Origin of the sequence: Pseudoalteromonas sp. MEBiC 03485 (assembly GCF_004195145.1) — a bacterium.
GTDB lineage: Bacteria > Pseudomonadota > Gammaproteobacteria > Enterobacterales > Alteromonadaceae > Pseudoalteromonas > Pseudoalteromonas apostichopi.
Genome location: NZ_SGBT01000002.1, coordinates 495,962 through 517,110 on the forward strand (window position 1 = coordinate 495,962; position 21,149 = coordinate 517,110).

At 40.9% G+C, this 21,149-nt stretch carries 17 protein-coding genes; 3 read left to right on the forward strand and 14 right to left on the reverse strand.

The window, feature by feature from the left end:
* Nucleotides 1-10: 10 nt before the first annotated feature.
* From EVU92_RS19040 to upp, 5 genes are all read right to left on the reverse strand, one after another.
* The gene (locus EVU92_RS19040) at nucleotides 11-1,780 is read right to left on the reverse strand and encodes a sugar phosphorylase (protein WP_130052729.1); all 1,770 of its coding nucleotides are present in this window, start codon (nucleotides 1,778-1,780) and stop codon (nucleotides 11-13) included.
* A 12-nt stretch (nucleotides 1,781-1,792) separates the two neighbouring features.
* On the reverse strand, nucleotides 1,793-3,013 hold the full coding sequence (locus EVU92_RS19045; protein ID WP_130052730.1) for a glycosyl transferase: 1,221 nt from the start codon (nucleotides 3,011-3,013) through the stop codon (nucleotides 1,793-1,795).
* Entirely contained in the window at nucleotides 3,006-4,748 is a 1,743-nt protein-coding gene (locus EVU92_RS19050; protein WP_130052731.1) for an HAD-IIB family hydrolase, read from the reverse strand. Before EVU92_RS19050 ends, EVU92_RS19045 begins: the two co-directional genes overlap by 8 nt.
* A gap of 138 nt (nucleotides 4,749-4,886) precedes the next feature.
* The gene (locus EVU92_RS19055) at nucleotides 4,887-6,125 is read right to left on the reverse strand and encodes a uracil-xanthine permease family protein (RefSeq protein WP_130052732.1); all 1,239 of its coding nucleotides are present in this window, start codon (nucleotides 6,123-6,125) and stop codon (nucleotides 4,887-4,889) included.
* Between the two features lie 9 nt (nucleotides 6,126-6,134).
* On the reverse strand, nucleotides 6,135-6,764 hold the full coding sequence (gene upp / locus EVU92_RS19060; RefSeq protein WP_130052733.1) for a uracil phosphoribosyltransferase: 630 nt from the start codon (nucleotides 6,762-6,764) through the stop codon (nucleotides 6,135-6,137).
* A 193-nt stretch (nucleotides 6,765-6,957) separates the two neighbouring features.
* On the opposite strand from upp, the gene EVU92_RS19065 reads away from it, so the two are divergent.
* Entirely contained in the window at nucleotides 6,958-7,776 is an 819-nt protein-coding gene (locus EVU92_RS19065; RefSeq protein WP_130052734.1) for a hypothetical protein, read from the forward strand.
* On the opposite strand, the gene EVU92_RS19070 is transcribed toward EVU92_RS19065, so the two are convergent.
* The 5 genes from EVU92_RS19070 to EVU92_RS19090 all read right to left on the reverse strand — a co-directional run bounded on the left by EVU92_RS19070 (nucleotide 7,773) and on the right by EVU92_RS19090 (nucleotide 14,237).
* Nucleotides 7,773-8,744 carry a Gfo/Idh/MocA family oxidoreductase gene (locus EVU92_RS19070; RefSeq protein WP_130052735.1) on the reverse strand — a complete coding sequence of 324 codons (972 nt, stop codon included), beginning with the start codon at nucleotides 8,742-8,744 and terminating at the stop codon, nucleotides 7,773-7,775. The genes EVU92_RS19065 and EVU92_RS19070 overlap by 4 nt on opposite strands.
* A 2-nt stretch (nucleotides 8,745-8,746) precedes the next feature.
* Nucleotides 8,747-9,697 (reverse strand): phosphotransferase, encoded by a 951-nt coding sequence (locus tag EVU92_RS19075; protein ID WP_130052736.1) that lies wholly within the window; start codon nucleotides 9,695-9,697, stop codon nucleotides 8,747-8,749.
* A gap of 145 nt (nucleotides 9,698-9,842) precedes the next feature.
* The gene (locus EVU92_RS19080) at nucleotides 9,843-12,098 is read right to left on the reverse strand and encodes an acyl-CoA dehydrogenase (RefSeq protein ID WP_130052737.1); all 2,256 of its coding nucleotides are present in this window, start codon (nucleotides 12,096-12,098) and stop codon (nucleotides 9,843-9,845) included.
* A gap of 253 nt (nucleotides 12,099-12,351) precedes the next feature.
* The gene (locus EVU92_RS19085; RefSeq protein WP_130052738.1) at nucleotides 12,352-13,884 is read right to left on the reverse strand and encodes a phospholipase D family protein; all 1,533 of its coding nucleotides are present in this window, start codon (nucleotides 13,882-13,884) and stop codon (nucleotides 12,352-12,354) included.
* Between the two features lie 158 nt (nucleotides 13,885-14,042).
* Nucleotides 14,043-14,237 (reverse strand): (2Fe-2S)-binding protein, encoded by a 195-nt coding sequence (locus EVU92_RS19090; RefSeq protein WP_105181791.1) that lies wholly within the window; start codon nucleotides 14,235-14,237, stop codon nucleotides 14,043-14,045.
* 371 nt (nucleotides 14,238-14,608) lie between these two features.
* Here EVU92_RS19090 and EVU92_RS19095 point away from each other — a divergent pair, with 371 nt between their 5' ends.
* Nucleotides 14,609-15,307 carry a hypothetical protein gene (locus tag EVU92_RS19095; RefSeq protein WP_130052739.1) on the forward strand — a complete coding sequence of 233 codons (699 nt, stop codon included), beginning with the start codon at nucleotides 14,609-14,611 and terminating at the stop codon, nucleotides 15,305-15,307.
* Nucleotides 15,308-15,364: 57 nt separating this feature from the next.
* Here the strand turns inward: EVU92_RS19095 and EVU92_RS19100 are convergent, their stop codons facing one another.
* The gene (locus tag EVU92_RS19100) at nucleotides 15,365-15,781 is read right to left on the reverse strand and encodes a hypothetical protein (RefSeq protein ID WP_130052740.1); all 417 of its coding nucleotides are present in this window, start codon (nucleotides 15,779-15,781) and stop codon (nucleotides 15,365-15,367) included.
* A 295-nt stretch (nucleotides 15,782-16,076) separates the two neighbouring features.
* Here EVU92_RS19100 and EVU92_RS19105 point away from each other — a divergent pair, with 295 nt between their 5' ends.
* Nucleotides 16,077-18,356, forward strand: coding sequence for a CHRD domain-containing protein (locus EVU92_RS19105; RefSeq protein WP_130052741.1), 2,280 nt, complete (start codon nucleotides 16,077-16,079; stop codon nucleotides 18,354-18,356).
* A 53-nt stretch (nucleotides 18,357-18,409) separates the two neighbouring features.
* On the opposite strand, the gene EVU92_RS19110 is transcribed toward EVU92_RS19105, so the two are convergent.
* The 3 genes from EVU92_RS19110 to EVU92_RS19120 form a co-directional block, all read right to left on the reverse strand.
* Nucleotides 18,410-18,895, reverse strand: a complete 486-nt coding sequence (locus tag EVU92_RS19110; RefSeq protein ID WP_130052742.1) for a DUF6436 domain-containing protein — start codon at nucleotides 18,893-18,895, stop codon at nucleotides 18,410-18,412.
* Nucleotides 18,896-18,908: 13 nt separating this feature from the next.
* Nucleotides 18,909-20,375 (reverse strand): methyl-accepting chemotaxis protein, encoded by a 1,467-nt coding sequence (locus EVU92_RS19115; RefSeq protein WP_130052743.1) that lies wholly within the window; start codon nucleotides 20,373-20,375, stop codon nucleotides 18,909-18,911.
* 76 nt (nucleotides 20,376-20,451) lie between these two features.
* On the reverse strand, nucleotides 20,452-21,006 hold the full coding sequence (locus EVU92_RS19120) for an isochorismatase family protein (protein WP_239977693.1): 555 nt from the start codon (nucleotides 21,004-21,006) through the stop codon (nucleotides 20,452-20,454).
* Nucleotides 21,007-21,149 lie beyond the last annotated feature (143 nt).

A 21,149-nucleotide genomic window follows, 5' to 3' on the forward strand; every position in this document is an offset into this window, starting at 1 on the left:
GTGCCTGCCTTCATTTATTGCTGAGCCATACAGCTTGGTATGGGGTTAGCGACATGGTTTTTGTCTGCTCGGTAATTTGCTCACCGCTGATTAAATCACGCCACTGCTCAGTACCAATCAAATTTAAGTCGGCAAGAGTAAGAGTTTGCGTCTCGTCACTGATGTTATAAACACAAAACATACTTTGCGAACGGTTGATACTTTGTCGCCAAAAACCAAATAACCCCTCGCTTAAATGTAATGTATATTGTGTTGCATTAGGGTGAAAAGCGCTTTGTGCCTTACGAATAGCCATTAGGTTTTTCATCGCTTTAAACACAGTACGATGATGAGCATTTTCGTTACTCAACTTGGCAAGTAAATCTGACTCTTGCCAGCGGTGACGGTTAATCGCTCGGTTATGTTGGCTGTTTTCAAAGCGTTCATAATCATTGGTAGTACCGAGTAAGCTATGAATATACAAACCTGGAATACCTTCAAGTGCAAACATAATGGCATGCGCACATAAAAAGCGTGCAACCCCCCATTTATCTGGGCCTTTATGGGTACCTTGCAGCGCATCAAACAATGCGATGTTTAACTCATAAGGGGTGTTGGTGCCATCTGGTGCGGTACGTAATGATACTTTACCGCCATATTTAGCCGTGGTACTGACCATTTCGGCAATTTCACTTTGCTCCAATAACCCTTCGACAGGCCTTAAACCTATACCATCATGTGATGCTATAAAGTTAAAGTATGCAGTCCCTTCTTGAGGGGGTGGCATGCTCATCATCCAGTGCTTTAATGCGGTGCTATCGCCACTCAGTAAGGTATGTAATAGCAAAGGCGGTAATGAGAAATTGTAAATACAATGTGCTTCGTTGGCATTACCAAAATAAGAGAGGTTTTCGCGGTTTGGAATATTGGTTTCAGTGATAATAATCACGTTAGGCTCAAAATGCTCTATCAGGGTGCGAAGTAATCTGATCACTTCGTGAGTTTCTGGTAGGTTAATGCAACGGGTATTCAGCTTTTTCCATAAAAATGCCACCGCATCGAGGCGGAAAATTCGTACACCATTATCTAAATAATGACGAATAATGCTGACAAACTCATTGAGCACATCTGGGTTGGCAAAATCAAAGTCGACTTGATCGTGGCTAAACGTACACCATACATGTTGCAAACCGTTTTTTGTTTCAACCGCTTGTAAAAGAGGCGATGTTCGCGGGCGAACAACTTGAACAAGATCGTCACTCGGGCTTGCTGTTTTAAAATAACTCTTACCAGGCTCTTTGCCTTGAATAAAGTTTTCAAACCAAACACTTCTGCTAGAGCAATGATTGATCACTAAATCAGCCATCAACCTGACATCCTTCGAAATATCGCGGATATGCTGCCAACTGCCTAACGCTTCATTCACTTGCACATAGTTCATTACCGCGAAGCCTTCATCTGAGCTATACGGGTAAAATGGCAAAATGTGTAATGCATTAAGTTCAGGCAAGCATTGGTTTTTTACAAAGCGATGTAAGGTATGCAAAGGCGGCTCTTCAGGCTTAGCAACCGCTTCATCCGTGTTAGCATGGCGAATAATCGAATCACCATAGGCGATTAAAATCATATCTTGCTCATCCCAACGGTTTTTATGTGGCGTTGGGTCACGAACAGGATCATCACCTAACATGGTATCGATTAATCTGTCTGCGAGTTGTTCAAGCGTTGTTGATAGTTCAACCTCGCCGTAGATGCAGGTTAAATGCTGAATAACCCTTTGTTGGAGTAGCTCTAAAGTCACGTGCCTTCCCCGTTAAATATATTCTTTGTTATCAAGCTCTACGGCTTCTTCTAAGCGAGCAAATACATCTGGCATTGCCGAGGCTACTCTGTTCCAACTCGGCACAAATGGTGCTTCCATTGGGTTTTCTAGAAAATGCTGACCCGCATTCATAATATTTTGTGCAAACATTTCAACGGCTTTCTCTTCTTGGTGAATATCCAATGTTAAACCATTCATAAGCGCATCATTGTGATATGTTTCAATAAAGTCGAGGGCGATACGATAATACGTTGCTTTTAATGAACGAATTGTTTCGCTCGTAAAAGTAACCCCTTGAGTAGCCAGCTTTCTGAATAGAGCTTTAGTTATATCAATCGACATTTTCGACAAGCCCGCAGCTTGATTGCCTAGTGATAAGTCTTGATGTTTATGGTCATAGTTATCAGCAATATCAACCTGACATAAACGATTATGCGAGTAATTGCGATACATCTCTGATAACACGCCAATTTCTAAGCCCCAGTCACTTGGAATACGGATATCGTTGAGTACATCGCGACGGAATGAAAACTCTCCAGCTAATGGATATCGAAACGAATCCATATACTCTAGATAATCACTACTGCCCAAGATCGTTTTAAATGAACGCAGTAATGGCGTAACTAATAAACGAGATACACGGCCATTGATTTTGCCTTCTGCAGTGCGAGGGTAAAACCCTTTACAAAACTCATAGTTAAAACGAGGATGAGCAACAGGGTAAATCAAGCGAGCTAAAAGTGCTCTATCGTATGTCAATATATCACAGTCATGTAATGCAATTGATTCCACTTTTGAGGTGGCGAGTTTATAACCCATGCAATACCAAACATTACGGCCTTTACCTAATTCTCGTGGCGCAACACCTAACTTTTGAAGTTCTTTATCAAGGGCTTGTAGACGCGGGCCATCATTCCAAAGTACCTTATGGTGTTGATCAAGCTCTGCAAAAAACTGCAGTGCATGGCGATATTGGCTTTCGTCGGCGCGATCAAGGCCAATGGTTATTTGCGATAAGTAAGGCACATGTTTCAGCTCAGCAATAATATTTTGCAAAGCTGGCCCTTCTAACTCACTGTAAAGCGAGGGTAATATAAGGCCCATTGGGCGTTGTTTAGAAAAGCCCAACAACTCTTTTTCTAGTTCTTCTACTGGGCGATCAGCAATATTGTGTAGCGTAGTGATAATGCCATTTTGATAGAAATCAGCCATGAGATTGCTCCTGTTTTGCTGCAAAACGCGCTTTGATGATAGTTAACGCAGAAACTTCTTGAACCCAACCCGCAGGGGCTGGTTTTTCGCTGAGCTGCCAGGCTTTTTGTAGTATTTGTGATTGAACTTGGCTGCCAGGGTTATTGATTAATATGGCGGTATCGGCCGCCTTTAGCATGGCTACATCGTTTTGACTGTCGCCAAGGGCAATCACAGTAAATGGATTGCGATAGGCTTTTTTAAACTGATTTAACAGCCACTTTTGTGCAAGCCCTTTGTTGTTACCTTTGGTTAAATGGATAAAACGCCCGCCAACAAGCACTTCGTAGCCAGCTTGGCTCATTGCATCTATCAGGCCTTGTTTTTCTTCATCGCTGCCCGAGAAACAAACCGGATCTGAGTACTGTCTTTGTAAAGCCAGTTCACTTTTATCGACGGGTAGCCCTGTTAATTCGGCTATTTCTTGTGCACTAAATTGACTAAATAAGCGTACACAATGACTATAATCACTCGCATATCGTTTAAGATCTTCATGCAATTTATCGGTACTTTGTGTCATAGCGAAGCGCCAATAACCTTGATATTCATCACAGCCAATCGGCTTTACTTTAAAATAGTCTTTCGGGATGTAAACAGCCGCGCCATTTTCAACAATAAAAGGTTGATGATGAGCCAAACCGTTTTGAATATCAGTGACTTCAGCAAAGGTTTTGCTGGTATTAAAAATGACATTGACACCGGTATCATTCAACTTTGCCAAAAATGGTTTGATCACCTCACATTCGTAGCTATCGTGATCGAGCAATGTGCCGTCTAAGTCAGTAAAAATAAGTGGCTGAGCAATTTGGTCAGCGAGTAGTTCCATCTTAGTGATGTCACGCTCTGTGTCGAGCAATAATAAAGCATCTACACTCTGCGCGAGGGTTGCTAAATTTTCACGCGTAATACGCTCAAAATGAGAGATAAAACGTTTTAAACTCTGTTCATCAAAAGTACCCTGCCCTTCGCCTTTTTTGGCGATTAACTTATGCTCCTGCTCTAACCGCCAAGCATACACATCTTCAAATGAAGGCGCTTTTAACATAATGGTGTAATCAGCCATTGCGAATACATTTTGATATTCATTCGCTAAGCAACTATTTACGCAGCGACGCCAAATGCCGTCGGCATCTTCTAGTTGCTCTAATTCATTAACTGGAGTTTGTAGTTGATAAGGTTGCTGCGGTGTACTGGCTACACACCAGCCTTCAAAAAACACGATATCAATCGGTTTTTGGTTACTAGGCCACTGCGATTGTGGCACAGGATCATCGGTTAGCTTGTCAAATTGAGGTAGTGGCACATCCATTTTACCTGCCAACAAAGCCGATAAGGTTTGTTCCATTAATTGCGTATCATGCGTACCCGGTACCCCACGACTCGCAAACAAAGGATGAACATCTTTAGCAAGCTCATTGCGTGCATCACGGCTTAAATAAAAGTCATCGATTGATAATGACACGCTATTAAATTCGGTATTACTATTAACCCAAGTCACTAAAAAATCAGCGAGAGTTGTTTTACCTGAACCTTGGCAGCCGTTGATAGCCACCAACATAGGTTGGCCGGTCATTTTTGCGCTCAAGATATCGTGCGCGAGGGGTATAAAAAACTGCTCACTTAAGTATTGATACTTGAGTGGTAACTGATGCTTCGCTAAAAACGGGGTAATATCCACAACATTTGCCTCTTGCATAATCGCTCCTACCAGTATGACATAGAGATAAATGCAGTTAGTAGACCAGTTTTATAATTCCTTATTTTTTATATAGTTACAAAAAAAGCGCATATTTAATGCGCTTTTTTGGTGCAATATTCCAGCAGTTATTCAGCTCTAATCAGCTTGTTGCACTGCTTTGGGGAGGACAGCATTTAAGATAATCCCCAAAATTGCGCATAAGCTCACACCCTGCAAACTAAACTCGTCACCACCAATATGCATACCACCGATTCCAAACACTAAAATCAGTGCGATTATAGTCAGGTTACGAGGCGCAGTAAGGTCCTCACCTGATTTTACTAAGGTATTTAAACCAACAACAGCAATAGAACCAAATAGTAAAATCATGATGCCACCCATCACAGGAACCGGAATAGTTTGTAATCCCGCGCCCATTTTTGCCACAAACGCGAGCACAATTGCGATGATTGCAGTCCAAAGCATCACTCGAGGGTTGAAGTTACGCGTAAGCATAACCGCACCTGTTACTTCAGAGTAAGTAGTATTAGGTGGACCACCAAAAACCGATGCCGCAGAGGTTGCTAAGCCATCACCGAGTAAAGTGCGATGTAAACCCGGTTTCTTTAAATAGTCTTTACCTGTTACTTGGCTAATTGCCATCATGTCACCAATATGTTCAATGGCCGGAGCAATTGCCACAGGCACCATAAACAAAATAGCTTGCCACTTAAACTCAGGATAAGTAAATGCCGGCACAGCAAACCAGTTTGCTTGAGTAACCGCACTAAATTCAACAATACCTATAAATAACGAAGCAAGGTAACCTGCAATAACGCCAGCGAGAATAGGGATAAGTTTAAATACACCTTTGCCCCAAACAGCAAAAATTAACGTAACCAGTAATGATAAACCTGAAACCCAAATAGCTTGCGCATAAGGAACTAATTGCGCACTGCCATCACCAGCTTTACCCATTGCCATATTCACGGCAACCGGCGCTAAGGCTAAACCTATCACCATAATAACTGGGCCAACAACCACAGGCGGTAACACTTTATGCAGAGCATTTACGCCTTTAAACTTTACAATCAAGCTAAGCGCAAAATAGCAAAAGCCTGCCACCATTAAACCGCCCATTGTTGCAGGAATGCCCCACATTTGTACTGAGGCGATAATGGGTGCAATAAAAGCAAAAGACGATGCTAAAAAGATAGGAACTTGGCCTTTGGTAACCACATGAAACAGTAACGTTCCTAAGCCTGCGGTAAATAAAGCCACATTTGGGTCAAGGCCTGTCAGTAACGGCACAAGTACCAATGCACCAAATGCTACAAACAGCATTTGCGCGCCTGTTAGAATGGTTTTTAACGAAAATGTTTGATGATTTTCCACGTGAGCGCCTTACACTGTGCCAAAAATCTTATCACCGGCATCTCCTAAGCCTGGAATAATATATCCTTTTTCGTTTAAGTGACTGTCTAAAGATGCTGTGAAAATTTCAACATCTGGGTGCGCTGCAAGGGTTTTTTCTACGCCTTCTGGTGCAGCCACTAATACAATCACTTTAATATCTTTACAGCCTGCTTTTTTCAGCATATCGATAGTTGCGATCATTGAACCGCCCGTTGCCAGCATTGGGTCAATAACAAGACTTAAACGCTCATCAATTTTGCCAACTAGTTTTTCAAAATAAGGCACTGGTTCAAGTGTTTCTTCATTGCGCTGAAGACCTACCACACTTACTTTTGCAGCAGGTAATAATTGCATTACGCCATCCATCATGCCAAGACCGGCGCGAAGAATAGGCACAACAGTAATTTTTTTTCCTTTAATATGCTCTACATCTAAAGTTGAACCATCCCACCCTGTGATTTGCACGCTTTCTAATGGTAGGTTTTTTGTTGCTTCGTAAGTAAGCAAGGTACCTACTTCAGACGAAAGCTCACGGAAACTTTTTGTGCTAATACCTTGTGCGCGCATAAGGCCAAGTTTGTGTTGAACTAACGGATGAGTAATTACATGGATAGACATAAGTAGAACCTAAATGAAATAAATTACGCCTATTTTAGCGCAAAATAGTCTTCTCGACTGCAAAAAATGCACACTCACTGCATTAATTTCTTGTTCTGGTCTAAAATCATACAGGACATTGCAAATATTAATTTTTTTGCAACAACACGTATCGGCAATCTTTAACACTTTATTTATTTTTGGCCCTGCAGTAATGAAAACGTTTATCCTTACTTCGATACTACTTTGTAGCTTTTGCCTACCTACCCACAGTGAAACACTCGATATTCAAGTTATGGCTGATTTTGTTCCGCAAGATGATGGTAATCCAAAAAATGAAGCCACCAAGTTCTTACTTGCTGCTGCAACTGAGCTAGGCGATGAAATCAGCCTGCGCTTTATACCTGCAAGCCGGTTAAGAGAATGGCAGCAATTAAGCAAGATGAATAATGCTTGCTTGTATAATAAATTAAAAACCCCTGAGCGCGAGGCCCATGCTGTGTTCAGCCAATACCCAATAATGGCTTTTCCCCCTAATAAGCTAGTGGTATTTAATAAGCCCACCATTCCAGACTCAATCACACTAGTACAAGCTATTTTTCATTACGATTTAACAATAGGCATAGTTAAAGGTCGGTCATACTCAGAAGAGATTGATCAGTTTGTACGTTTAAATGATGAGCATTTTTTCATACTCGATGGGGCAAGAAATGCACCAAGGCTCGGACAAATGTTATTTCAAAATAAAATTGATGCCGTTTTAGAATATCAAACTATATTTAGTAACCGTTATAAACGAGCACAGGATCTAAGTAGTATTCGCTATATCAGCCTTAAACCAGAAAAAGCCGCGGTGTTTGGTTATATTGCTTGCTCACCAACAGAGGTCGGCAAACAAGCAATCGCGCTGTTCGACAAAGCGCTTAAAACAGAAAAAGTACGCACTTTAATTAGTGAGCGCCTAATGGCGCTATTTCATGAAGGTGAAAACACACAAATAGTAAATGCCTTCAATGCTGCGTTTGAGCACTAAGCCGATAAAATCTGCTCCATAACCCAACTTGTGTGTAGTGCAGTTTCACCAGTTGATGGATGGGGTTGCTGAGCATGAAAATAGTTCGCCATGTTTTCAACATGATATTGTTGAATATGTGCAGGGTTATCAATTACGAGCTGTTGTGCACCCTGTGCATTGTTAAGCACAATCGGCTTTTCGTCAAAAACACTAAAGCTAAGCTCGCCTTCACTGCCATAAATCATCACATCATCAAAACGATTTGCTGAAGCAAAGTTCCAACTCCCGGTGCCTGTAACACCAGATTGATGCTGCCAGTGCGCGGTAATAGCATCGAATGCTGAATATAAGCCTTGTTGATTAGCGCATAAACCATGCACCTTATTAAAATCACCTAAAAGGTAGGCAAGTAAATCAAGGCCATGGCTGGCTAAATCGTCAAAGTAACCACCTCGTGCCACGTTTTGATCTGTGCGCCAGTTATACTCACCCGATAAATCAAGGGCGTTAGGAGCTTTACTTAAATGCCAACTAACATGACGAGGCTTACCAATAACACCTTGTTCTAGTAACTGTTTAACTTGATTAAAGCGCGGTAACGAACGGCGATAATAAGCCACAAATAGCGGCTGTTTAGCCTCTTTAAACGCTGCGACAATGTCAAGGCTATCTTGATAACTCGGTGCCAGCGGCTTTTCAATACAGCAAGGTTTACCTGCCGCTGCAACCTCAAGAGCATACGCTTTATGGCTATCTGGCGGCGTGGCAATATATACTGCATCAACACTGTTATCGTTAATTAGTTCGCTTGGCGATGTGAACACCTTTGCGACATTATGGCGTTTAGCGTAATCATGGGCTTTTTCTAGGTCGCGACGTGTCACCCCAATAAGCGCAATACCTTCTGCTTGTTGATAAGCAGGGCCGCTTTTCAGTTCGGTTACAGCACCACAGCCGATAATGGCAAATCGCATTGGCTTATTCATTGTTATTCCTTTATTTTTGTTAGGTACGTTGCAAATTGCTGCTGCATGTAGCCATTTATTTTTGCATGATCAGGGCTCCAACCTGCTAAAAAGCGATAAAAATCGCTCCATGCGTAACACCAAAGCGCTTGCCAACTGCTAACGACATGCGCAGGATTGACACTCGGTTGATAGCGCTTTAGTGCTTGTGTGAAGGTATCAAAATAGCGATTTAAATAGTCATCTGCAACTGATTTTAATGCTGCATCATCTAAACAACTACCTAAAAAGTACATCACATCAATCACCCCAATTCCCTTGCCAACGTATTGAAAATCATAGCCAAGAACGTGCTGGTTTTGTGGCAAAATAGCAAAATTGGCAAGCTTAGCATCACCATGAATTAACGTTTGGTAAGGTGACTCACTCAACGCAGTATCAATAGCGTGTGCCTGCGCTTTTAAGCTTAAATCGCTCATACGCTGTAGCTCATCGGGTCGTGTTGCTAAATGCCAGTAACTACCTCGCGGCCAAAGTCCACCAGCAGAGCTTGCTAAATGAAAAGCATGAAAATGTGCAAGCCAGTTTATAATTGCTTGAATGTCGCTGTATGTAGCACTTGCTTGCTGGTAGCCAAGTGCACTGAAATCACTAAACACCAGCGCTTGCTTACTGCCCTCTTGTATTGCCTCAATGCAGTGGATAGCCGCAGCTTCATGGGGTAATTGCTTAGCGTAACGCCGATACCAATTAAATTCGACTAAGTAAGATTGGCGCTTTCTGGCAAGCGCAAAATCACTTTGTTTTATACGACTATGATTGATCTGGCTAGGCACTTCAATCGCTTTAATTACCGCTGCAGTACCATCCATTTGGCAACGAATAATCTCACCGCAACCGCTCCATACTGATGCCGCTTGCTGCAAACCTGTAATGTTTGAAAAGTGAGATGTAACAAATTGCCTAAGATCCATAACGCTCTGTAATTTATATAAACTGATGGCAATGGTAGGTGAAATTAGCTACTGGCACAACGGCCTATAGGCAATAAAAAACCCGTGCTAAACACGGGTTTTCGAAGATAAAGTCCTAATACTGCTCAGGACTTGCATTGTTGAATTACTCGTTTACCACACTTTTAAGTGGGTTTACTGGCTTTGCATTGTCATCCAGTAAGTTCATATCAAAGTCAAACTCATCAACACGAATCGCTTTTTCACGTTTCTTGTTGTAATCAATCAGTTTTGCGTACTCTTCTTCGTTGATAACACTTGCAACTAGTGCATTATCAAGCGTTTCTGCAAAACGAACGCCCGGCTTAATAGTTTTAGCACGCAGTGCTTTTTTAACTTTCTTAAGTAAATCAAGGCACGCCATTTTTGCTTTGTACGCTTGCTCATTGATGTAATGACCATCACCTTCAATTGGGTTAACCAAGTGAGTGATTTGCGCTTTAAATGCGGTATCCATTTGCGCTTGAGTTGCAAGTTCACGAATTAAATCATCGCTGATCTTAGGCATTTTCATTGAGTAGTTCATCGTAATGAAACGCATAAACTTACGAGTACCACTTGCAGGGAAGTTATCTAAGAACTTATGCAATGCTTCTTCAGCGCTTTGTAGTGCAAAGCGAGTCGCATAGTGGAAATAAGGCGCAGCTTGTTCACGTTCACTGCTTGCTACTTTTTGCTCGTAATATTTAATTGATGCCATAGCAGCGTATAAGAAGCTCATTACGTCACCTAAACGTGCAGATAACATTTCTGCTTGTTTAAGTTTGCCGCCAAGTACCAATAACGAGAAGTCAGCATAAACTGCAAGTTTTGCAGATAGTTTGTGCGCTGCTTTTTCGTATTCACGTACTTCGGGTAGTGACGATTTAGCACCCGCAGTAAACGGTAATACACCTAAACGGAAAGCTCGTAAGCTGTTAGCTACGCTGTAGCCTACTGTTTTACGTAAAATGCTATTGAATTCTTTATCTGCATTTTTGTCTTCGCTGTGGATAGACTCAACCATAGATTGTAGATAAGGATGACAACGCATTACACCTTGACCAAAAATCATTAAGTTACGAGTAAGAATGTTTGCACCTTCAACCGTGATTGCGATTGGTTGTGCAACATAACCACTTGCTAATGTGTTTTGTGGACCATTTTGAATCGCTTTACCTGCTTGTATATCCATTGCTGAATCAAGCACGTTACGACCAATTTCTGTCATGTGGTATTTAGCAATCGCAGTAACTACAGATGGTTTTAAGCCCATGCCTAAACCTTCTGTTGTTAATACACGCATTGCTTCTTGAAGGTAAGTTTTACCTGCGATATCAGCTAGCTTTTCTTGGATGCCTTCGAATTGACCAATCGCAAGACCAAACTGCTCACGTACTGCTGCGTACTCTGAAGCACCTTTAAATGCTACTTGTGATGAACTAACACCAAGCGCCGGTAACGAAATACCACGACCTGCACCTAAACAGCTAACCAGCATTTGCCAGCCACGACCGATGTTCTTTTGACCACCAATGATGAAGTCCATTGGTACAAATACTTTTTCACCTCGTGTCGTACCATTATAAAAACGGATACCCATAGGATCATGACGATTACCAAGTTCAACACCTGGGTGATCTTTAGGGATAAGCGCACAGGTAATACCTAGGTTTTCTTTGCCACCTAGTAAACCATCAGGGTCAACTACTTTGAATGCTAAACCTAATACTGTCGCAATTGGCGCAAGTGTGATGTAACGTTTGTCCCAGGTAATTTCTAAACCTAACACTTCTTCGCCATTGAACTGACCACGTTTAACAACACCAATATCTGGAATGCCACCCGCATCCGAACCCGCTTCTGGGCTAGTTAGTGCGAAACAAGGAATATCACGACCATTTGCAAGACGTGGTAAGTAGTGATCTTGTTGCTCTTTTGTACCAAAGTGAAGCAATAACTCACCTGGGCCTAATGAGTTAGGAACCATCACGGTTACCGCAACCGCAGAACTCTTCGTCGCGATAGTCGCAACGATTGTAGAGTTTGCATAAGGGCTGAATTCTAAACCGCCGAATGATTTAGGAATGATAAGCGAGAAAAAACGCTCTTTTTTCAAGAAATCAAGAATGTAGTCAGGAAGATGAACACCGTTTTGAATTTCAGAATCATCAATCATTGATAATAATTCTTTCACTGGGCCATCTAAGAATGCTTGCTCTTCAGTGCTTAGCTTAGCTGCAGGCACGTCACGAAGTGCATCGAAATCAGGTTTACCTTGGTAGATTGAACCTTCTAACCAAACATCACCCGCATCTAACGCTTCTTGTTCTGTAATTGAAATACTAGGTAATACTTTTTTTAATTTTGTACGTAAGCTCATAATAAACTCATCCGACCAGATAGTAATACCTACATTACGTCATAAAATGAACAATAGATCAATTGGTCCAACCAGTTTTTTTAACATTTTTTTATATTTATTTTTTCTTTGCATGCTAAGCACTTGAATATATTGGGTTTACACGTGTACGCTCAAATACCTTTTTTTATCCCGAAATGGTTAACAACTAAAGGCTGATAACAAAAAGCCCAACTAAAAAGTTGGGCTTAGGTATAAATACTGAAGGAATGGCTTAAAGCTCATCTTCGATGGGGAATAACGAAATAAACCATACTTGAAAACGTCGCCAAGAAGAAGTTTGTGGTTCTTCATCAAACTGCTCATTACTCACTGTGTCGAGCCAAACTAAATCATCCTCTTTAAGCTCGACTTTCCAAGCATATTCGGGCATTTGATTATCAACCCAATGGGCCAAAAAGCGGCTAAGCTTTTTGCTTTCGATTAATACACCCATCTCGGTATTTAAATCAATTGAGCGAGGGTCGAGGTTCATGGTACCGACAAAAATCTTTTCATCATCAAAGGTCATGGTTTTTGCGTGCAAACTTGCCTGTGATGACCCGGTTACTTTACGTCCCGCTTTGCGCTTAATGGCCATTAAGTCACTGGGTTTTAACTCCCACAGCTTAACCCCACCCTTTATAAGATCTTCTCGGTACTTTTTGTAACCAGCATGCACCGCAGATACATCGGTAGCAGCTAAAGAATTAGTGAGTACAGTGACATCAACGCCCTGCTGAGCCCAGTTTGTTAGCAATTTAACGCCCTGCTCACGGGGAATAAAATACGGCGACACAATAATTGCTTTTTGTTTTGGCTCGCCCATTTCTTTAAATAACATTGGCGACATATTGGCCGATTTTTCACTGACGTCGTTCATCACCTTATCGGGATGATCATAAAACAACACAGACTTTTGCCAATCGAATTCTATTTCATCGTGCAATAAGCGTTTTACAAAGGCGCTTTCGCGTAATTGCTCAACGTAATTACTCTGCTGATTTTGCTCAACATAGGTCGATAAGGTTTTAGTGATATCAATAAGTGATTGCTCATCACGCTCACCGTGCAAGTCTTCAACAGGGAAAGACAGCTGATGATTCCAATATAAATCAAATGCCTTTGATGCCTCAGGCACTATCTCGCCAACACTCATAACATCTAAATCAATAAATTCAGAGTGATCTTCAGCCGAGAAATACGCATTACCTATGTTGCGCCCACCGGTGATAAAAATTCGATTATCAACAATAAAACTCTTGTTATGCATGCGTCTAGAAAGCTGGCTAAAGTTGGTAACAAAACCAAGCGCTCTAAAACGACGGTTAGGAAATGGATTAAATAATCGAACTTCAATATTAGGGTGAACAGCCAGTGCAGCTAAATCAAGCTCACTGTCAGCTTGTGACAAGTCATCGAGCAGCAAGCGAATTCTTACCCCTCTATCTGCGGCTTTTAACAAAAAGGCCGTAAATAAAATGGTAGTTTGCTGCCTGTGGTATAAATAGTACTGCACATCAATGGTGTGCTCGGCAGAATCAATGAGTGCTAACCTAGCTACAAAGGCATCGACCCCATCTGCTAAAGGATAAAACCCTGATAACCCAGGATGATTATTACCCACTGCATCTCCTATGGTGCTGGGTGTATCTGCTGCAATGGCATAGCTAGGTTGAATGGACTCTCGTGAAGGTAGCTGCGCACAGCCCGCAGTGATTAAAATAAGTACTACACAAAAAAGTGATTTTGAAGAGTCTATTATCATGGCTTCCTACCAATGACCGTGTGATACACGTATCTGCTTTGTTATAACCCTAATAAATGAAGGGGTTAAAAGCAAATAAAAACTCGTAAGTAAGCGGATAAATTAGAAGAATTAAACGAAGGAAAAATAGTTAAGCAAGCAAGCTTAAGAGCAAGTAATTACGCTACTTGCTCAGTAATATCTGCAATCTCGATCAGTTTGCGATTAAGAATTTTTTTACAACAACCACAACACTTGCCGCACTGGCTACCCACTTGCAGTTCTTTTGATAACTCACGCATTGTCATTGCGCCATCATCAATTGTTTGTTCGATTTTTTTATCAGTCACACCATGACATAAACAGATATACATGAATGCAAACCACTCTCATTTCTCTTGATGGTCAGTATATTAATCTAAACAGTAATAGTTCGCAATAGTGTTATAGGCAATATTTGCATAACTTTTATACCGAAATTTCCAAAATGGCACACAGCTAAAAATTTTCCCTTATGATTTGGGCAGTTAGATCAAGGCGAGTAAAGAAAAAATGTTTAACTTTTTAGGTATTGTTTCGCTCTAGCTATAAGCTATTCTTTAGATTGAAATGCATGCTAGATTTCATGTAATTAGTTTTGATAAATAAGTCATTTTTAATAAAACAACAAAACGAACCCTTTAGTTGGTAATAAAGCAATGCTTTTACTATTTTTATCCAACACTTAATCTGTAACCGAGGACACATGGAAGCGCCTACAGTTGAATTAACTCGTGAGAACTTTAACTCCATCTTTTTTCAGACTTTCATAAAAACGAAAGTGCAACCTGAAATACCTATCTTGAGATGCGCAGTCCCTTTACCTAAAGCGCAGAAATTCAAAGCAAAGTTAATCACTGGTGCTATATTCATCATTGCATGCCTCCTTGTTTGGAAAACACAATCCGGTTCAGGTGCAATTGCCGCTGTGATCATTACTTATCTCAGTTACTTTTTAATTCAGATGTTTATTGCCAATAAGCGTTACTTCATTCATGAATCCCCGTTGTGCGAAATTAAAATAAACCAAGAACAGGTTTACCTGCCCGCACTTTTATTCGATGACAGAAAACCACGAACAATTAAAAGAGAAGATTTACTAAATGTTGAGGCCGTATGGAATTTTACACGCACCAAAAGCGGCTACGATATTAACGACCCACAACCAAGGCGTGCCTATCTATTTTCTGTTATTTTTAAAACTCGCTATGGTGATTCAATACCTTTAAATGACTGGAGCTTAGAACATCCTGAACTCTTCAAGACACTTGTTGAGTATGATTACCCAGTCACTATGATAAGAACAGCCAAACGTGGGTCACCAATAACAGTTCACATAAAATGGTTCTTCCTATTTACTTTTATGTGTATTTTCATCTACTCACTTATAAAATATGTAATTTAGCGGACTTATAAATATGCAATTGGCAAAGTAACTGCGAACAAGCGCTTTGCCTTAAACTTACGCTTTATTGTTAAACAGCATACCAGAGTGATTACTAGAAGTAGGAGCAAACAAAGAGTTTATCATCGTAGAAACATTACTTTTTACGGCAAGCTGGACTGTATTTATTTCTTCATCAAGTTGTTTATTAAGCTCTAGTAACTCACTTTCTCGTTGTTCTGGAGCTAGGTCTTTGTTGCTTTTTAAACTATTAATCTTATTTTGTAATTCCTTTATTTTTACTACTAGCTCTTGTTGTGTTTGTGATGTCTTTGATTGAGCTTCTGATTGTGGATCAGAATCAACGCCTGCTTCTTGTTGTTTAGAGCCTTGAAGGTTTGTTGCTTTTTCACTTGCTGGGTTTAGCTCATTTTTATTTTGCTGATCTAATAATGGCTCTTTTAGGAATGAGGATGTGTACGAAGTTAGCTGCATAGTTTTCCTATCGTTTATTTATTGGCGTTTAACAAAGAAATTTTCGAAAAGAAATCTAATGCATAATTCGTACCCATTAATAAGCCAAACATCTCTAATTCAAACTGCTAGAAATATTCATTTTCAAATAATTGCTAAAAAGTTTAAATTCTTAATTTCACCAAAAACCAATACTAAAGAATTAAAAATTAACTTTTATGCAACCTTTTTTGATCGCATTTTAAACATCTTCCGTAAGCCTTATTGAAATGGACACGTCGTAACGTCCGAACATACAAAGATATAAGGAAGAACGATGAAATACATACTCTTATTAAGCAGCCTACTCCTGGTAACTGCTTGTAGCGATGACGATGATAACAAAGAAGTCATCACACCACCGCCACCTCCTCCAGTTCAAGAATTCACTCCAAGTAAAACCTATGCTGTAACTTTAAGTGGCAAACAAGAAGTGCCAATGAATGATTCAATGCAAACAGCGACTGCAACAGTAGAGCTTGACGAAAGTTTAATGCAATTTCGTGCAACGCTTGATGCAAGCTCAGTCGAAGGTTTTAGCGCAGCACACATACACGACGGCGATTTAGGCGCTAATGGCGATGTTGCTTTTGCATTTGAAGCCACTACCGATGGTGTGTATGAAGTCGCAATCACCGACCTTGATGAAAGTTTAATCGCTGATTTAATGGATGGTGATTGGTACATTAACCTTCATACTGAACAGTATGCAAACGGTGAGCTTCGTGCGCAAATTGTGCCAGATACAACCAGCATCATCACGTTTGTTTTAAACGGCGATCAGCAAGTTCCTATGAATGACAGTGATGCTATGGGTTATGGCTACGCATCTTATGACAGTGCCACAACAGAATTACGACTTCGCGCAGTGACAATGGGTGTTGATGACGCAACAGCTGCTCACATCCACACCGGCAAATTAGGCTCAAATGGTGATGTATTCGTGACTTTAGAGCAAGACGATGAAGTAATGACCGACTGGGTAGTGCCAGAAGGCACCATGATAGACAGCGACACTCTGGCAGTACTTTTAGACGGCGGTCACTATGTTAATGTTCATACGCCTGAATTTGCCGGTGGCGTAATTCGCGGCCAAATCTTAACAGACAACTACGCAGTTGCGACCTTTGACTTGAGTGGTAATCAAGAAGTACCCATGGTGAGCACCATGGCTGATGGTGATGGTTATGCCCTAGTTGATACTACTGACTACAGCGTAGAGCTTACTGTTGTAACGTCAGGCTTGGACGATGCGAGCGCTGCGCATATTCACACAGGTCGTATCGGGACTAATGGCGATGTATTAGTGGCGCTTGAACAATCAATGGATGATAGCAATGTCTGGATGACACCAAGTAATACACAAATCAATGCTGATATTTTTGCAGTGCTTGCTTCTGGCGGTCACTATGTCAATGTTCATACACCTGATAATGCTGGCGGCGAGCTTCGCGGGCAAATCCTAACTAGTAACTATGGCTTTACGAGCTTTAAACTAAGCGGCGAGCAAGAAGTCCCTGCTGTCGAAACTGATGCAAGCGGTGAAGGTTATGCATTAATTAACATGGATAACTATGCTTTAGAACTTGTGGTAAACACAATGGGTGTTGATGACGCGACAGGAGCGCACATTCACACTGGTCGAATTGGCACAAATGGCGATGTGCTCGTTGCACTTGAGCAGTCAACAACTAACGCAGGCATGTGGATGACACCAGCAAATACCATGATCAACGCTGAGATCTTTGAGGTACTTGCATCAGGTGGTCATTACGTTAACGTGCATACACCTGCTAACACGGGTGGCGAAATTAGAGGTCAGATACTAACAGACAACTATCAGCTTGTAACTTTCCCACTTAGTGGTATGCAAGAAGTACCTGCGGTCGATACCATGGCATCAGGAAATGGTTATGCATTAGTTAATATGGATAATTACCATCTAGAATTAAGAGCTTTGACCGAGGGTGTGAGTGATGCAACTGCAGCGCACATTCATACAGGTCGTATAGGCACCAATGGCGACGTACTTGCCGCGTTAGAACAATCAAGCGATAACATGAATCTATGGCAAACACCTGAAAACACCATGATTAATGCAGATATTTTTGCAGTACTTGCATCAGGTGGCCACTACGTAAATGTGCATACTCCTGCTAACCCAAGTGGTGAACTACGCGGTCAAATCCTTACTGATAACTATGTGTTTGTAACCTTCCCGCTAAGTGGTGAACAAGAAGTACCCGCGGTTACAACGGATGCATCTGGCGATGGTTATGCACTTGTTAATACAAACGATTATAGCGTTGAGCTGCAAGTACTTACATCGGGTGTAAGCGATGCAAGTGCAGCCCATATTCATACCGGCGTAGCAGGTGAAAATGGCCCTGTGTTAGCTCCTCTTGTTCAAGACAGTGATGATATGAATCGCTGGATGAGTAGCACTGGCTTAATGATAAATGCTGAGATTTTCTCAGTATTAGCTTCAGGCGGTCATTATGTAAATGTCCATACGCCTGCCAACCCAAACGGTGAGATACGCGGCCAAATTCAATAATTTTATAGAGTCAGAGGCCAAAATACTTGGCCTCTTTAACTTACCTTTCTAGCTCAATTAATTTTACAATAACACCCCTCAGCATCTGAATTAATAAACCGACTATTAAAACCTGCTCGTAAGTTTGCGATTACTAACTCAACAAAGCCATTCTGACTTGAACACGCGAGTCCTTTTGATAATGGCCCTGCATATACAAGCTGTTGATTTTCTGAAACAAGTACTGCGGCAGGTTGAGCGGGTAAAATTTCAGCAACCGCAGATGTTGGTTTAAGTTTTATTACTTTAACACCTTGCTCTGCTGCATAGCTGCTAAGGCTTGTTATGTGCGGTTGTGAACGCGTTGAGCATACACAGGTATTTTCATCAATAATGTACAAGGTATCTGTATTGGTGATGCCAAGCCCCATTCTTTGTTGAAAAGCAGGTAGCCAGTTGGCTGTGGCTAGCTTTTTATCTGGATCAAAGGTGCTAGCTTGTTGAGAGTAAGCAAACACCAAGGCCAATGCCACAGAGGCAACCCAAACCAGGGTTGCCACTATTACCCATTTACTATTTGAATTTAGCAATACCTTGCTCCAGCACATCGATACTTACATCAATTAACTGGACGCGATCGGTGAGTTTTTCAATCATCAGGTTGTCGTTGGCTTGGTTAGCAATTAAGGCTTGTGAATTCTCGGCAATGGCACGTGTATTCCCCGCTTGATTTTGCACTACATGTGCAACCGATTGTGAACTACTTGCGGCAACATTAACCTGCTCTGTCATCTCTGTAATTTGCAGCTTCATCTGTGAGCTAATTGCTGATAACTGTTCGATAAGTGCGACACTACCTTGCATCGACTTGGTTGATGATGCGCTATTTTGCATCAAGCTTTCGAGTGTATTGGTTATTTTATCTGTAGTATTTTTACTTCGTGTTGCCAAATTTCTTACTTCATCAGCAACAACCGCAAAGCCACGGCCTTGCTCACCAGCTCGAGCAGCTTCAATTGCGGCGTTTAGCGCAAGTAAATTCGTTTGCTCAGCAATTGACGAAATCTCATTAAGTAATTCAGAGATATGCGAACATGCACTTACAAGTTGGCTAATGTTTTGGTCTGCTTCTTGAAGGTTATTGGCAAGTTCAGCTGTTTTACTGTCTGTATTCGCTACTTCATTTAGTGCTTCTGTTGCACTTAAATGGAGCTGCTCAAACTGTGTTTGCAGCTCATTACTTTCATGTTCAACATGAGCAAAGCCTTCAGAAACTCGTTCACCCGACTGCGCTATATCCGTCGATAACTGCTCACGCTTAACAGCTTGCTCATGTAATTCGTCATGTACTTCAAGTAATTGTTTAGACTGATTTTTTAAAACACTACTTTGACTTTGAACATCACCTATCACAGTGGATACAAAACCCAGTAAGCGGTTAAAACCCGCCACAGCTTCACTATGTCTATCATCCGCTCTTAAACTAATATTAATGCTGTTTTCGTCGGCCATTATCTGCTCTGTTGTTGTACTTAACGATAAGCCTGAACTGCGTTCAAGATGGAGGGTTTTAGCAATGTAACCCGCTACAATTGCTTCAACAATGGCATATACGGCATGAATAAGTACGGTGCTAAAATACAATCTGTCTGGGTCAAAAACGTATAAACCAACTTCGTTTATCTGTAAAAAGTAAAAGCTCAAATGGTGAACGGCCACAAAAGTAAGTGCTGTAATGAACACTCGCCATTCAACAAACATGATCAATACGGCCATTAAAATAAAAATTTCAAAGTGAACTTCAATGAGGCCGTAGCTTTGTTGGATGTGTAAAAACGAAAACATCATGCAACCGGCAGCAACAACATGGGCTGTTAATTTGCTCGTTGGGTATTTATGGAGCATCCAAAGCGGTAAAGACAGCAGTAATAAACCGGTTACCACACCCGTTATCAAAGTCGAATAGATGAAGCCTAAAACCAAAGACTCAATAAATAAGAGAAGGAACAAATAAGTAAAAAGGCGGCGCACGCTCGTCATAGATAAAGCCTTAATTATTAGATAATTTACAAAAACACAATTAATCGAGCCAATACGGTTTGATGCGAATCATGGTTCACTTTATTAATTGCAATAGTGCTCTAAATTGATCTGTCCCTGCTTTTTCTAGCCATTGAAATATCACACTTTCTGTACATGTAATAATAGCACCTGCTGCCAATAGTTGCTTAATCGCCAGCTCTTTATGTTTTTCATTACGTGATGCGATGGCATCTTCCACTACAAACACTTGATAACCATTGGCAATTAAGTCTAAACAAGTTTGCAGTACACAAACATGTGACTCCGTACCCGTTATCACCACTTGTTTACGGTTAAAGCCAGCCAATTGATTGTTAAATTGCGCTTCTTGGCATGCGCTAAAATGTATTTTGTGATAGCAATTGTTGTCATTTATAAAGGGTAAAAGCTGTTCACTACTTTTACCTAACTTGGTTGGATTTTGTTCGGTAAATAAATAGGGAATATCTAATGCCTTAGCTGCTTTAATCAACTTTTCTGTGTAATTAACAGCTTGATTAAAATCGTTTATAACCGGCTCAAGCCCTGCTTGTAGGTCAATAATCAATAACAAAGCATGATTTTTTTGACTTATAAATGAATGGCGCATCACTTTCTCTGATAAATAACAATTGAACTAGTTATAGCATAGGTTTTAATTTCAATACCAAGTAGACCTTATTACTAATTTAACTTTTCAGAACCGTTATTTACGGTCATAATTGTGCTATATTTTGTTAAAAATTATGCGTA